A 13,841-nucleotide genomic window follows, 5' to 3' on the forward strand; every position below is an offset into this window, starting at 1 on the left:
GCCGCCTTACAATACCAGGCGGGGTTTGCGCTCCAAGCGGTGGTTTCCTTCGATAAAGCGGACGGTTCCCGTTTTGGCCCGCATGACGACGGAATGGGTCGTGGCGCGCATGCCTTGGAAACGCACGCCCCTGAGCAGCTCACCGTCGGTAACGCCGGTGGCGGCGAAGATGGCGTCATCCCCCTTCACCAGGTCGTCCATGTACAGGACCTGATGGGGATTGGCCAGTCCCATCCGCTTGCAGCGTTCGATCTCTTCTTCGTTTTGCGGCAGCAGCTTGCCCTGAATCTCGCCGCCGAGGCATTTGAGCGCAACGGCTGCCAATACGCCTTCGGGAGCGCCCCCGGATCCAAACAGGATGTCCACACCGGTATCGGGAAACGCCGTGTTGATCGCCGCGGCCACGTCCCCGTCGGAAATCAGCCGAATACGCGCCCCGGCTTCCCTGATCTCGTGGATGATCCGTTGATGGCGGTCGCGATCCAGCACGATCGCCACCAGGTCGCTGATGTCCTTGCCCTGGGCCTGGGCCACCGCCTTCAGGTTGTCCCTGATCGGGGCGTTGATGTCCACTTTGCCCACCGCTTTCGGGCCGACGGCAATTTTCTCCATGTACATGTCCGGCGCGTGCAGCAGGTTGCCGCGGTCGGCGATGGCGATGACCGAGATGGCTCCCCAGGTCCCTTTGGCGACGATGTTGGTGCCCTCCAGCGGGTCGACGGCCACGTCTACGGCCGGTGCGACCCCCTGGCCCAACCGCTCTCCGATGTACAGCATCGGCGCTTCGTCCATTTCCCCTTCGCCGATGACGACGATCCCGTCCATCGGCACATTTTCAAACTCTTTGCGCATCGCCGTCGTCGCCGCGTCATCGGCCTCGTCTTTTTTGCCGAGGCCCATCCAGCGGGCGGACGCCAGCGCTGCCGCCTCCGTAACACGTACCAGTTCAAGCGTAAGACTGCGTTCCATTCTGGAAGACTCCTCTCCTGGCAATTGGTGAACGTGCGGTTACCGTGGGTGGCGCTCCATGCGGGGCAGACCGATCCGTTTCACATCGGCTCCCAGGCTTTGCAGCTTGCCCACCAGATTTTCGTAACCGCGATCGATGTGTTCCAATCCTTCCAGCTCCGTCGTGCCCTGCGTAGCCAGGCCGGCAATGACCAGCGCCGCGCCCGCGCGCAGGTCCGAGGCGACCACTTTGGCCCCGTTCAGCCGGCTGCCGCCCTCGATGACCGCCGAGCGCCCTTCCACTTTCAGATTGGCCCCCATGCGGCGCAGTTCGTCCACGTGGCGGAAACGGGCGCTGTAAATGTTGTCCGTCACGACGCTGGTGCCTGCGGCCAGCGTCAGCAGGGTCGTGATCGGCTGCTGCAAATCGGTCGGAAAACCGGGATACGGGCTGGTTTTCACGTCGATGGCGCGATAGAACTCCCGCCCGTTCACCTGAATACAGTCGTCCATTTCCAGCACTTCCGCCCCGATCTCCCGCAGCTTGGCGGTGACGGACTCCAGGTGTTTGGGGATGACGTTTTCCAAGGTAACGCTTCCCCGCGTCGCGGCAGCCGCGATCATGTAGGTGCCCGCCTCGATCCGGTCCGGGATGATCGTGTGGCGGCAGCCCCGCAGACGCTCCACTCCCTCGATCCGGATGATGTCGGTGCCGGCCCCCTTGATTTTGGCGCCCATGTTGTTCAGCAATGTGGCGACGTCGACGATTTCCGGCTCGCGGGCAGCGTTTTCAATAATCGTCACGCCCTCCGCCTTGGACGCAGCCAGCATGATGTTGATCGTCGCTCCGACGCTGACCAGGTCCAGGTAGATGCGCGCGCCTTTGAGGCGGCCGTTTTTGGCGCGAATGGTCATGACGCCGTTTTGGTTTTCCACCCGGGCTCCCAGCGCTTCAAAGCCCTTGATGTGCAAATCGACCGGACGCGGGCCGAGGTCGCAGCCGCCCGGCAAACCGACGCGGGCCTCGCCGAATTTGGCCAGAAGCGCTCCCCACAGGTAGTAGGAAGCCCGCAGCTTCTTGATGCGTCCGTTGGGCATCAGCATCAGCTTCATCGGACGGCCGTCCACTTCCATCCAGTCGTCCTCGAACAGCACGTCCGCACCCATTTCCTTCAGCAGCTCACAGTAGATTTCCACGTCCTGAATATGCGGCAGATTTTCAATCACCACCGGCCCGTCTGCCAGGAGCGCGGCAGGAATCAGGGCAACGGCGCTGTTTTTGGCTCCGCTGATGGAAACCGAACCCTCGAGTCGCTTCCCACCGTTGATGATCAGCTTTTCCATGCTTAGCTCTCCTCAGGCGTAATCGGGAAAGAAGCACCTTCCCCAACGGAAAAGGTGCTTAGGCCTTTTACACATTCGTTCTTACTTTTGCATGCTCGCCCAGTCCGCGAGAAACTTCTCCAGACCGCTGTCGGTCAGCGGATGAGCAATCAGTTGTTTGAACACTTTGTAGGGGATTGTGGCGAAATGAGCGCCGCGGCGCGCCGCTTCCGTCACGTGAACGGGGTGGCGAACAGAGGCGGCGATAATTTCCGTCTCCAGACCGTGAACGGAAAAGATTTCGGCAATGTCTTCGATCAACTGCATGCCGTCGTGGCCGATGTCGTCCAGACGGCCCAGGAACGGGGAAACGTAGGTAGCGCCGGCCCGTGCCGCCAGCAGCGCCTGGTTGGCGGAGAACACCAGCGTGACGTTGGTGCGGATCTTCCGCTTGGCGAAGTGCTTGACAGCCTTCAGGCCTTCCGCCGTCATCGGGACCTTGATCACGATGTTCTTGGACAGGGAAGCCAGCTTCTCCCCTTCCTCGATCATGCCCTTGGCGTCCGTGCTGATCACTTCCGCGCTGATCGGGCCGTCCACGATGTCGATGATTTCCTTCAGCGTTTCGATGAAATCGCGCCCTTCCTTGGCAACGAGCGACGGGTTGGTCGTCACGCCGGACACCACGCCCCACTCGTGAATCTCGCGTATTTCTTCGACGTTAGCCGTATCAATCAAAAAGCGCATGATGTGTACCTCCTTGGTTACGCGCGGTTGCTGCTTCCGAACAGGCGCATTTTCCCTTTGACGACTTCCTTGATCGCTTCGCGGGCCGGTCCCAGGTATTTGCGCGGGTCAATTTCGTTCGGCTTGGCAGCGAGGATTTTGCGTACCGTTTCGGTGCATGCGACTTGGCTTTCGGTATTCACGTTGATTTTGCCGACGCCCAGGCTGATCGATTTCTTGATCGCTTCGTCCGGTACGCCGGAGCCGCCGTGCAGCACGATCGGAGCGCCGATGTTGCTTGCCACTTTTTCGATGATGTCAAAGCGGATTTTCGGCTCCCCTTTGTACATGCCGTGTGCCGTTCCGACAGCAATGGCCAGATAGTCTACTTTGGTTTCTTCCCAGAAGCGGATCGCTTCTTCCGGATTTGCCAGGGTAGCGTCTTCTTCATCCACGGACAGGTCGTCCTCTACGCCGCCGATGGTACCCAGCTCGCCTTCCACGGAAACGCCGACCGCATGGGCAGCTTCGACAACCTGTTTGGTCAGGCGAATGTTCTCTTCGTACGGATGGTGGGACCCGTCGAACATCACGGAAGAAAAGCCGGCACGGATACATTTCATCACGATGTCAAAGTTGCTGCCGTGGTCCAGGTGCAGGGCAATCGGAACACCTGCGCGCTCCGCCGCCGCCTTGGCCATCGCCACGGTAAACTCGAGCCCCATGTACTTCAGCGCGCCTTCGGATACGCCGAAAATCACCGGGGATTTCTCTTCGATCGCTGCCTCCGTAATCGCTTGCGTGAACTCCAGGTTGTTGAGGTTGAACTGTCCGACAGCGTATTTATGCTTCTTGACGTCTTCGGTAAAAGCGGTCATAGGTACCAGTGGCATTGATAATCCTCCTTAGCAGACTCTGTAACGTGGCCTATTATACCACATGAATCCGCGCGTTAACAGGTACGCTTGTCCGGGGTGTCGATCCCGGGTGTCTCTAACAAGCCAACTGCTGGTGAACGGCCATGCGCAGCTCGTCGATGTCAAACGGCTTCGTGAAGTGAGTCAACGCTCCCAGCTGTGTCGCTTCTTTGATCATGTCCAGCTCGCCGTAAGCGGTCATCATGATCACCTTGATGTCCTGGTTGATCTTTTTGATGTGCTTCAAAATCTCAATGCCGTCCATGCCGGGGATTTTCATATCGAGGATCACCAGATCAGGCGACTCCTTTTCCACGATCTCCAGGGCCATTTTGCCGTTGGCGGCCTGGAACGTTTTGTAGCCTTCCTTGCCAAGCACCTCGTACAGCAGGATGCGAATGCCGTACTGATCGTCCACAACCAACACTTTTTTCTCCCGTTTATCCTGCATGGTTTCCTATCCCCCTGCTCAAAAGACCGTTTTACTTAAATTACCTTGATTCGCCTAAAATCAGGAAAATCCTGCAACGGCAGGTGGAAAATTTCCCGCGCAGCCGCTTTCGAGTATAATGGAGAATGACCATTTTCGACGCATGCAAGGGGACTGAACCCGTATGAATACGGTTTGGCTGATTTGCCTGTTTACGTTTGTAATCCACGCCACGGAGACGCTCTCGTTCGCCATCCGCCTGGCCGGCGTGCAGACGGCGCGGCTGGCCGTCGCGCTGTCTCTGACCGGCATGGTTCTGCTCGTCTCCCGCACCGCCAACCTGATGCAGAGTCCGTTTACCGGCGGACTGATTGACCGGGCGGCCGTCAGTCATGCGGACGTGGCCCCCGACCTTCACATGATCATCGGTGCCGCGTCGCTGGGCACGCTGGCGGCCATTCTCTTGTTTCCCACCTGCATCCAGCTCTCGAAGCGGCTGATCGCCCACCTGGAACTGGCCGGTTCCATCCCGCAGATGCTGCGGACGTCCGTCACGGTCCACAGCATTCGCCACGTCCGGCATCACATCCGCTTCCCCCGCTGGCGGGCGCTGTCGCGGTTTCGCTTCCGGGGCATTCCCAAACGGCTGCTGCTGCTCAACTGCGTCGTCACCGGCATCTACACTTCCAGCATCCTGTCTGTCCTGTACGCGTCGCTGCTCGCGCCCGCCTTCAAGGCGACGGTGCTGATGTCCTCGGGCCTGATCAACGGCTTTGCCACCATCATCATGGCCGTTCTGGTCGACCCGCAGGTGGCGCTGCTGACGGACAAGGCCCTGCAGGGACAAGCCCCGACCGAGTCGATCCGGGACACGTATCTGTGGCTGATGGTGTCCCGCTTCTTCGGCACGATCCTGGCCCAGTTCCTGCTCGTGCCGGCGGCCCACTGGGTGGCCTGGCTGGCCCCGCTGTTCCATTAGCGGTCGCCTGACCGGCGGGACGGGACTGGCGCCGGGCGAAACCGCCCAACGGAAGAACGGTTCGGGCCCAACCGGGACAGCGCTCCCGCCCTTTTTCGGTCCTGGACAAAAAGACGCACCCACGGAGAAGTCCGCAGGTGCGTCTTTTTTGTTTGGGTCCGGCCCGCGCCGCTTAGCGCTTGTGAGCCAGCGAAGCCTTCACAAATTCGCGGAACAGCGGCTGCGGACGGTTCGGACGGGAGGTAAATTCCGGATGGAACTGCGTGGCCAGGAACCACGGATGGTCCGGAATCTCCACGATCTCCACCAGACGGCCGTCCGGGGAGGTGCCCGCAAAGCGCATGCCCAACTGGGCCAACTGATCGCGGTACTCGTTGTTCACTTCGTAGCGGTGACGGTGGCGTTCGTACACCAGCGTGCTCTGGTACGCCTTTTCGGCCAGGCTGCCCGGCTCCACTTTGGTCGGTCCCAGGCCGAGACGCATGGTGCCGCCTTTGTCCTCGATCTCTTTCTGTTCCGGCAGGAGGTCGATCACCGGGTATTTCGTATCCGGATTGATCTCCGAGCTGTTGGCGCCGTCCAAACCGGCCACGTGGCGGGCAAATTCGATGACGGCGATCTGCATGCCCAGACAGATGCCCAAAAACGGCACCTTGTTTTCGCGGGCGTAGCGGGTAGCGGTAATCTTTCCTTCGATGCCGCGGTCGCCGAATCCGCCCGGCACGAGAATGCCGTTTACGTCGCCCAGCAGTTCATGCACGTTTTCCGGCGTCACTTCTTCGGCGCTCACCCACTTGATCTCCACGTTGCTGTCGTTGGCGTAGCCGCCGTGGTAGAGCGCCTCCGCGACGGAGAGGTATGCGTCGTGCAGCTCCACGTACTTGCCGACGATAGCGATGCGGGTGGTGTGCGACAGGTTTTTGATCTTGTTGACCAGCGCTTTCCACTCGGTCATGTCCGCTTCCTTGCAGGTGAGTCCCAGGTGGCGGCAGACGTAGTCGTCCAGACCCTGTGCCTGAAGCTGCAGCGGCACGTCGTACAGGGTTTCGGCGTCTACGCATTCGATCACCGCGTTTTTGTCGATGTCACAGAACAGCGCCAGCTTGTCCTTCATCTCCTGGGACAGCGGGTGTTCGGTGCGGGTGACGATGACATTGGGCTGGATACCCAGGCTGCGCAGTTCCTTGACGCTGTGCTGCGTCGGCTTGGTTTTCATCTCGCCGGCAGCCTTGATGTACGGGATCAGGGTGACGTGAATGTACATGACATTTTCGCGGCCGATGTCGCTCTTGATCTGGCGGATCGCCTCCAGGAACGGCAGGCTCTCGATATCGCCCACGGTGCCGCCGATCTCGGTGATGACCACGTCGGCGCCGGTTTCACGTCCCGCACGGAAGACGCGCTCCTTGATCTCGTTGGTAATGTGCGGAATGACCTGAACGGTGCCGCCCAGATAGTCGCCGCGGCGCTCCTTGGCGATGACGGCGGAGTAGATTTTCCCGGTGGTCACGTTGGAGTTGGCGCTCAGGTTGATGTCAATGAAGCGCTCGTAGTGCCCCAGGTCGAGGTCCGTTTCCGCCCCGTCGTCGGTGACGAACACTTCGCCGTGCTGGTACGGGCTCATCGTCCCCGGGTCGACGTTGATGTATGGGTCAAATTTTTGGATGGTTACCTTCAAGCCTCTGTTTTTCAGGAGTCGGCCCAGAGAAGCCGCAGTAATCCCTTTTCCCAACGAGGATACAACCCCGCCTGTCACAAAAATGTACTTCGTCATGATTTACGTCCCCTCTTTCCCCTGTTCCTTGATGGATGTACTGATAAACAACGATGAAGACGGCTCCAAAAAAAGAAAAAACAAAAGCGGTTCCCACCCCGATACGGCTCGGGCAGGGGGCACTTTTGTTTTGTAGTTTCCCATATTTAATCCTTCTTCATGTGAAGCCCAAGGAGTATTTTATCTGTCTCTCAAGCGGAAGTCAAGATTCTAAAAATCCTCCGCGTCCTCGTCCACTTCCGCGATGGCATCCTCGCTGTCCACGTCTTCGTCTTCAAACAGGTCTTCGTCTTCCACGATCTCTTCTTCATCGTCCAGTTCGGGGTCGAGATCGTCATCCAGCGCCTCGTCGTCCAGGAACTCTTCGTCGTCTTCGAAGATGGCGATTTCGTCCTCTTCGAACTCTTCGACGATGTCTTCCTCGATCTCGTAATCGTCGAAGTCGTCGTCGAGGAGCACCTTCTTCTTCTTGCCGCCCTCCTGGGTTTCTTCCACGGCGTCTGTCGGGTACCACCGTTTCAATCCCCAGGTGTTGTCGCCCAGGCAGACAAACCGGCCGTCGATGTTGATTTCGGTATATACTTGTGCAATAATGGCCATCTTTTGCTCTTCGGTCATTCCGCGCAGGGCAGCCAATTCGTCCATCAGCTCGCGGAAGTTGTACGGGCGATTGGTTTCGCGCAAAATCTCATACGCGATGTCAACCAATGCCATTTCACTCATTTTTTCACGGTCCATATGTGCAAGCAATTGACTCACCCAGGGCACGTCCTTTCATTGGAAAACTTGGCGTTCAGTCAAGGCTCTCGCCGTACGGCCGAGACCTTGGTCTCGTTCAACGGTAAATAGGCTATCTTACAGTATTCATTATTTTAGACAAAAATGCAAGGAATTCAAACGGTTTTTCTGACGCCCCGAGACGTCACGTCATCATCCGGAAGGACAGGAAGCAGAGGAAAAATCCTGCATAATCATCCAATATGTGGGGCATTCCTAACATCGTAACTCGCAGGAGCGGAGGGGTGGCAGTGAAAGACGACAGACAGTTGGCCGGCAGCTTCTTGCTGGTGATGGTTTTGGGCGCCCTGATGATTGTCGGGTGGGTCAGCATTTTTGAACTGTATCTCAGTCGGCAGTAGGAAGGAGACAGGACGGTGCAGGGAATTGATTTGCCTCGTTACGAAAAGATCTGGTTGTGGTTCGGCGTCATCACCCTCATCATTTTTCTGCTCGTCACCGGAATCATGGCATTCGCGATGGACAGGCACCCGGCTGACGGTCACGAGCGGACGGTCGCCCCGGACCAGGTATTGAGCACGGCGCCGTTTGACAAACCGGGCGTCTATCCTGTCGGGGACAAGGAGTATCAGGTCGTCATGGTGGCCCGGGCCTTCAACTACCTGCCGGCCGCCCCGACCGTTCCGGCGGGATCCACCGTTCATTTTCGCGTGACCAGCCCCGATGTCATTCACGGCGTTGCCATACCGGGAACCAACGTAAACCTGATAGTCGTGCCGGGGCATGTCACGGAATTTACCTATACCTTCAAGAAGCCGGGAGAGTATTTGCTTTTGTGCAACGAATACTGCGGCATCGGCCATCAGGTCATGATGGCCAAAATGGTGGTTCAATAAAACACGGGTGGAGTTGTTGGAGATGAGTGACTTGCAAACCACCGGCTTTGGCGGTGCCACAGTCGGCAAAAGCGATTTTCGCTTTCAGCGCAATGACCAACTGCTAATTCAGGCCCATATCGGCTTTGCCTATCTGGCCCTGCTGCTTGGAGCAGTGGCCGGCGTGCTGCAGACCCTGCAGCGGACCGGAGTCATTACCTTGCCATCGGCACTGGGCTACTATCAGCTGCTCACCCTGCACGGGGTAAGCCTGGCCCTTATCTTCACAACCTTTTTCATTATCGGGTTTCTCTTTTCGGGCGTGGCCAAAACAACGGGAGGCGAGCTGACACCACGGGAACGGGCATGGGGATGGACAGGCTTCGTCCTGATGGCGGCGGGTACCGTTCTTGCGCTCATTCCCATCCTCACGAATGACGCGTCCGTGCTCTACACCTTTTACGCACCGCTCAAAGCCTCCCCGCTGTTCTACGTCGGCCTGACCGCCGTCGTGGTCGGAAGCTGGAGCAGCAGCGTCACCGTCTTTTCCGCCTTCCGCAGATGGAGGCGCGCTCATCCCGGCGAATCGTCCCCGCTGTTTGCCTACATGGCTGTCGCGACGATGATCTTGTGGGTCATCTGCACCCTCGGCGTCGCGATCGAAATGCTGTTCCAGCTGATTCCCTGGTCGATGGGGTGGACAGAACGGGTGGATGTCAGCCTGAGCCGGACGCTGTTCTGGTATTTCGGTCACGCCCTGGTCTACTTCTGGCTGCTGCCGGCCTACATCTATTGGTACGTCAACATCCCCCGGCTGGTAAAAGGGCGCATCTTCAGCAATTCGCTGCCCCGGCTGACGTTTATCCTGTTTATCCTCTACTCCATACCGGTCGGGCTGCACCACCAGTTCAACGAGCCGGGCATTGACTCCGTCTGGAAGTTTGTGCAGACCGTTCTCACCTTTTTCGTGGTCATTCCCTCGTTTTTAACGGCGTTTTCCCTTTTGGCCACGTTTGAATTGGCCGGCCGCTCCCAAGGGGGAAAAGGGCTGCTGGGGTGGATCACCAAGCTGCCGTACAAGGACGTTCGCTTTCTCGCGCCGTTTCTCGGCATGATCCTGTTCGTACCGGCCGGCATCGGCGGGATTATCAATGCCAGCTATCAATTAAACCAGGTGGTTCACAACACGTTATGGGTAACCGGCCACTTTCATCTTACCCTGGCCTCCAGTGTCGTCCTGACGTTTTTTGGCATATCCTACATGCTGATTCCGGTGCTTCGCGGCCGGACGCTGACCCGGGCGATGAATCATCTGGGGATCGTCCAGGCGTTTACCTGGGTGATCGGGATGGCGCTCATGTCGGGGGGGATGCACGCTGTCGGGCTCCTGGGGGAACCGAGGCGAATCAGTTACACGACGTACGGCGACCATCCTGTTGCCCAGATGTGGATCCCTTACCGTCAGGCGATGGCGCTGGGCGGGGGCATCCTGTTCACGGGGATTGTGCTGTTTCTGATTATCGCCACATACCTGTGGTTCTTTGCGCCGAAAACGGAAACCCCCAACGAATATCCCATCGGCGAGGTCACCCCTGATCAACCCAAACCGCCGTTCTTTCTGGAACGCTGGTCCATCTGGATTGGTGTGGCCGTCGGCTTGATCCTGTTTGCCTACACGATGCCCTTTGTGCAGTTGTTCATCCACCCCGCTCCCGGCGCGCTGCCGATGCGGACGTGGTAGCAGGCTTTTTACCGGCCGGGCCTGCATCCACCTCGACACTCCCCGGCACCGGAACGAAAAAAGGCCCGCCGCGCGGAAGCAGCTTGCTTTCGCACAGCGGGCCCACGTTTACATATTCCGCCGATACTGTCCGCCCACTTCGTACAGCGCGGCGCTGATCTGTCCCAGCGAAGCCACCTTCACCGTCTCCATCAGCTCGGCGAAGATATTGCCGCCGGACATCGCCACTTCCTGCAGCCGCTTGAGCGCGGCCGGTACCTGCTCGCGATGCCGCTCGTGGAAGTCGCGCAGGTTGCGGATCTGCTGTTCTTTTTCCTCTTCTGTCGCGCGCGCCAGCTCGATCTCGTAGTCCTCTTCGGAAGCGTTCGGGTTGATAAAGGTGTTCACCCCGATGATCGGCAGCTCGCCGCTGTGCTTCTTCATCTCGTAGTACATCGATTCGTCCTGGATCTTGCCCCGCTGGTACTGCGTCTCCATCGCGCCGAGCACGCCGCCGCGCGCGTTCAGCCGCTCAAATTCCTGCAGCACCGCTTCCTCCACCAGATCGGTCAGCTCCTCGATGATAAACGAGCCCTGCAGCGGATTCTCGTTTTTCGCCAGCCCCATCTCCTTGTTGATGATCATCTGGATCGCCATGGCGCGGCGAACGGAGTTTTCCGTCGGCGTGGTGATCGCCTCGTCGTAGGCGTTGGTGTGCAGCGAATTGCAGTTGTCGTAAATGGCGATCAGCGCCTGCAGCGTGGTGCGGATGTCGTTGAAGTCCATCTCCTGCGCGTGAAGGGAGCGTCCCGACGTCTGGATGTGATACTTCAGCTTTTGGCTGCGCTCGTTGGCGCCGTAGCGGTTTTTCATCACCGTCGCCCAGATGCGGCGCGCCACCCGGCCGATCACCGTGTACTCGGGATCCAGTCCGTTGGAGAAGAAGAACGATAGATTGGGCGCAAAGTCGTCTATGTGCATGCCCCGGCTCAGGTAGTATTCCACGTAGGTAAAGCCGTTGGCCAGCGTAAACGCCAACTGCGTGATCGGGTTGGCCCCCGCCTCGGCGATGTGGTACCCGGAGATGGAGACGGAGTAGTAGTTGCGCACCTTGTGGTCGATGAAGTACTGCTGGATGTCGCCCATCATCCGCAGCGCGAACTCGGTGGAGAAGATGCAGGTGTTCTGCCCCTGGTCTTCCTTCAGGATGTCCGCCTGCACCGTGCCGCGCACCGTGGACAGCGTGTACGCCTTAATCTGCTCGTACTCGTCCGGCGTCGGCTGCCGTCCCTCCCGCTCCGCGAATTTCTCCACCTGCTGGTCGATCGCCGCGTTCATGAACATGGCCAGAATGATCGGCGCCGGACCGTTGATGGTCATGGACACGGAGGTGGTCGGCGCGCACAGGTCAAAGCCGGCGTACAGCTTTTTCATGTCGTCGAGCGTACAGACGCTGACACCGCTGTTGCCGATCTTGCCGTAAATGTCCGGGCGGTAATCGGGGTCTTCGCCGTACAGGGTCACCGAGTCAAACGCCGTGCTGAGCCGCTTCGCCTCGTCGTTTTGCGAAAGGAAGTGAAAGCGCCGGTTGGTTCGCTCCGGCGTGCCTTCCCCGGCAAACTGCCGCTTCGGGTCCTCTCCCTCCCGCTTGAACGGAAAGACGCCCGCTGTATAGGGAAATTGGCCCGGCACGTTCTCTTTGAGCGACCATTTCAAAATTTCGCCCCAGTCTTCAAATTCAGGCAGGCATACTTTCGGGATGCGGGTGCCGGAGAGCGACTCCGTGTACAGCCTGGTGACGATCTCCTTGTCGCGCACCTTGGTGACAAACTGATCCTGCCGGTACAGTTCCTTCAGCTTCGGCCAGTTGTCCAGGATGCGGCGGCACTCGGGATGCAGCTTGGCTTCAAAATGCGCGATCTGCTTATCCAGCACGCGGGCCGCTTCGACCGCATCCGGTTCGCCCGACGCCAGCAGCGTCTCCTTGGCCCCGTGCAGTTGATACAGCTTGCGCGCGATCGACGACTGCTCCGCGGCGAACGCCCGGTACGCCCGTACCGTGTTGGCGATCTCCTGCAGATAGTTGACGCGCTCCGCCGGGATCAGCGCCGTCTTGTGCGTCTTGACCGGCGTCGCGTCAAGATGTTCCACCGGCCAGTCGACGCCTGTTTTTTCCACGATCTTGCGCATCAGGGCGGCAAACAGCACATTGGTGCCCGGATCGTTGAACTGGCTGGCGATCGTGCCGTACACGGGAATCTGCTCATCCGGCACGTCAAACAGGTTGTGGTTGCGCCGGTACTGCTTGCGCACTTCCCGCAGCGCGTCCTCCGAGCCTTTCCGTTCGAACTTGTTGATCGCCACCAGGTCGGCAAAGTCGAGCATATCGATCTTTTCCAACTGGGAGGGGGCGCCAAACTCGCTGGTCATCACGTACAGCGCGACGTCGCACACGTCCGTTACCTGGGCGTCTCCCTGCCCGATGCCGCTGGTTTCCACGATGATCAGGTCAAAGTTGGCGGCCCGGGCCACCCGGATCGCGTCCTTGACGGCGGCCGACAGCTCCGAGCCGGACCGGCGCGTGGCCAGGCTGCGCATGTAGACGCGTGGCGTGTTGTTGGCGTTCATGCGGATGCGGTCGCCGAGCAGCGCCCCGCCCGTCTTTTGCTTGGACGGGTCGACGGACAGGATCGCGACGGTCTTGTCGGCATAGGTGCGCAAAAAGCGGCGGACCAGTTCATCGGTCAGCGAACTTTTTCCGGCGCCGCCCGTGCCGGTGATCCCCAGCACCGGCACCGTGCGCTCCGGCTCCGGCAGCCCGTCCGTGAGCCGCCCCTGCCACTCCGGCTTTTCCACGGCGTACTCCGCCACGGAAATCAGCCGCCCGATCGCCTGGTGCTGCTGCCGGCGCAGCTCCTCCACCTCGCCCGTCAGTTCCTTTACCGTGGGGAAATCGGTCTCCCGCAGCATGTGGTTGATCATCCCCTGCAGCCCGAGGCGGCGGCCGTCGTCAGGGGAAAAGATCTTGCAAACGCCGTACGCCTCCAGCTCGCGGATTTCCCGTGGAACGATGACCCCGCCTCCGCCGCCGAAGACGCGGATGTGTCCCGCTCCCCGCTCGCGCAGCAGATCCACCATGTATTTGAAAAACTCGACGTGACCGCCTTGATAGGAACTGACGGCGATCCCCTGCACATCTTCCTGGATGGCGGCGGTGACAATCTCGTCGACGGAGCGGTTGTGCCCCAGATGGATCACTTCCGCCCCCGACGCCTGCAGGATGCGGCGCATGATGTTGATCGACGCGTCGTGTCCGTCGAAGAGGCTGGCAGCCGTGACAAAGCGAACCTTGTGTTGCGGACGATACACTTCCGTTTCCATCGTTCCACTCTCCCCGAATATCAAGTTAAC

At 59.4% G+C, this 13,841-nt stretch carries 11 protein-coding genes; 3 read left to right on the forward strand and 8 right to left on the reverse strand.

Annotated features, from left to right (window positions below):
• Positions 1–6: 6 nt before the first annotated feature.
• The 5 genes from glpX to M516_RS0118320 all read right to left on the reverse strand — a co-directional run bounded on the left by glpX (position 7) and on the right by M516_RS0118320 (position 4,365).
• Positions 7–969 carry a class II fructose-bisphosphatase gene (gene glpX / locus M516_RS0118300; protein ID WP_029100400.1) on the reverse strand — a complete coding sequence of 321 codons (963 nt, stop codon included), beginning with the start codon at positions 967–969 and terminating at the stop codon, positions 7–9.
• A gap of 39 nt (positions 970–1,008) precedes the next feature.
• The gene (locus M516_RS0118305; protein ID WP_029100401.1) at positions 1,009–2,292 is read right to left on the reverse strand and encodes a UDP-N-acetylglucosamine 1-carboxyvinyltransferase; all 1,284 of its coding nucleotides are present in this window, start codon (positions 2,290–2,292) and stop codon (positions 1,009–1,011) included.
• 81 nt (positions 2,293–2,373) lie between these two features.
• Positions 2,374–3,018, reverse strand: coding sequence for a fructose-6-phosphate aldolase (gene fsa / locus M516_RS0118310; RefSeq protein WP_029100402.1), 645 nt, complete (start codon positions 3,016–3,018; stop codon positions 2,374–2,376).
• 17 nt (positions 3,019–3,035) lie between these two features.
• The gene (fba, locus tag M516_RS0118315; protein ID WP_029100403.1) at positions 3,036–3,890 is read right to left on the reverse strand and encodes a class II fructose-1,6-bisphosphate aldolase; all 855 of its coding nucleotides are present in this window, start codon (positions 3,888–3,890) and stop codon (positions 3,036–3,038) included.
• A gap of 100 nt (positions 3,891–3,990) precedes the next feature.
• Positions 3,991–4,365, reverse strand: coding sequence for a response regulator (locus M516_RS0118320; protein WP_029100404.1), 375 nt, complete (start codon positions 4,363–4,365; stop codon positions 3,991–3,993).
• A gap of 163 nt (positions 4,366–4,528) precedes the next feature.
• Here M516_RS0118320 and M516_RS0118325 point away from each other — a divergent pair, with 163 nt between their 5' ends.
• Positions 4,529–5,323: a lipid II flippase Amj family protein gene (locus tag M516_RS0118325; protein WP_029100405.1), complete on the forward strand. Its 795-nt coding sequence runs from the start codon at positions 4,529–4,531 to the stop codon at positions 5,321–5,323.
• A 172-nt stretch (positions 5,324–5,495) separates the two neighbouring features.
• On the opposite strand, the gene M516_RS0118330 is transcribed toward M516_RS0118325, so the two are convergent.
• Positions 5,496–7,097: a CTP synthase gene (locus M516_RS0118330; RefSeq protein ID WP_029100406.1), complete on the reverse strand. Its 1,602-nt coding sequence runs from the start codon at positions 7,095–7,097 to the stop codon at positions 5,496–5,498.
• A gap of 210 nt (positions 7,098–7,307) precedes the next feature.
• Positions 7,308–7,856 carry a DNA-directed RNA polymerase subunit delta gene (gene rpoE / locus M516_RS0118340; protein WP_029100407.1) on the reverse strand — a complete coding sequence of 183 codons (549 nt, stop codon included), beginning with the start codon at positions 7,854–7,856 and terminating at the stop codon, positions 7,308–7,310.
• A gap of 395 nt (positions 7,857–8,251) precedes the next feature.
• Here rpoE and M516_RS0118350 point away from each other — a divergent pair, with 395 nt between their 5' ends.
• Positions 8,252–8,731, forward strand: coding sequence for a cytochrome c oxidase subunit II (locus M516_RS0118350; RefSeq protein ID WP_338010437.1), 480 nt, complete (start codon positions 8,252–8,254; stop codon positions 8,729–8,731).
• A gap of 22 nt (positions 8,732–8,753) precedes the next feature.
• Positions 8,754–10,451: a b(o/a)3-type cytochrome-c oxidase subunit 1 gene (locus tag M516_RS0118355; protein WP_051188292.1), complete on the forward strand. Its 1,698-nt coding sequence runs from the start codon at positions 8,754–8,756 to the stop codon at positions 10,449–10,451.
• Between the two features lie 108 nt (positions 10,452–10,559).
• Here the strand turns inward: M516_RS0118355 and icmF are convergent, their stop codons facing one another.
• Complete coding sequence (icmF, locus tag M516_RS0118360) at positions 10,560–13,811, reverse strand: fused isobutyryl-CoA mutase/GTPase IcmF (RefSeq protein ID WP_029100410.1); 3,252 nt, start codon at positions 13,809–13,811, stop codon at positions 10,560–10,562.
• Positions 13,812–13,841 lie beyond the last annotated feature (30 nt).

It is taken from the genome of Brevibacillus thermoruber 423, from assembly GCF_000454065.1.
In the GTDB taxonomy this organism is placed as follows: Bacteria; Bacillota; Bacilli; order Brevibacillales; family Brevibacillaceae; genus Brevibacillus; species Brevibacillus thermoruber.

Bases quoted from the DNA above. Each gene is read 5' to 3' on its own strand.
- glpX (WP_029100400.1), bottom strand. From the start codon at position 969: ATGGAACGCAGTCTTACGCTTGAACTGGTACGTGTTACGGAGGCGGCA.
- M516_RS0118305 (WP_029100401.1), bottom strand. From the start codon at position 2,292: ATGGAAAAGCTGATCATCAACGGTGGGAAGCGACTCGAGGGTTCGGTT.
- fsa (WP_029100402.1), bottom strand. From the start codon at position 3,018: ATGCGCTTTTTGATTGATACGGCTAACGTCGAAGAAATACGCGAGATT.
- fba (WP_029100403.1), bottom strand. From the start codon at position 3,890: ATGCCACTGGTACCTATGACCGCTTTTACCGAAGACGTCAAGAAGCAT.
- M516_RS0118320 (WP_029100404.1), bottom strand. From the start codon at position 4,365: ATGCAGGATAAACGGGAGAAAAAAGTGTTGGTTGTGGACGATCAGTAC.
- M516_RS0118325 (WP_029100405.1), top strand. From the start codon at position 4,529: ATGAATACGGTTTGGCTGATTTGCCTGTTTACGTTTGTAATCCACGCC.
- M516_RS0118330 (WP_029100406.1), bottom strand. From the start codon at position 7,097: ATGACGAAGTACATTTTTGTGACAGGCGGGGTTGTATCCTCGTTGGGA.
- M516_RS0118355 (WP_051188292.1), top strand. From the start codon at position 8,754: ATGAGTGACTTGCAAACCACCGGCTTTGGCGGTGCCACAGTCGGCAAA.
- icmF (WP_029100410.1), bottom strand. From the start codon at position 13,811: ATGGAAACGGAAGTGTATCGTCCGCAACACAAGGTTCGCTTTGTCACG.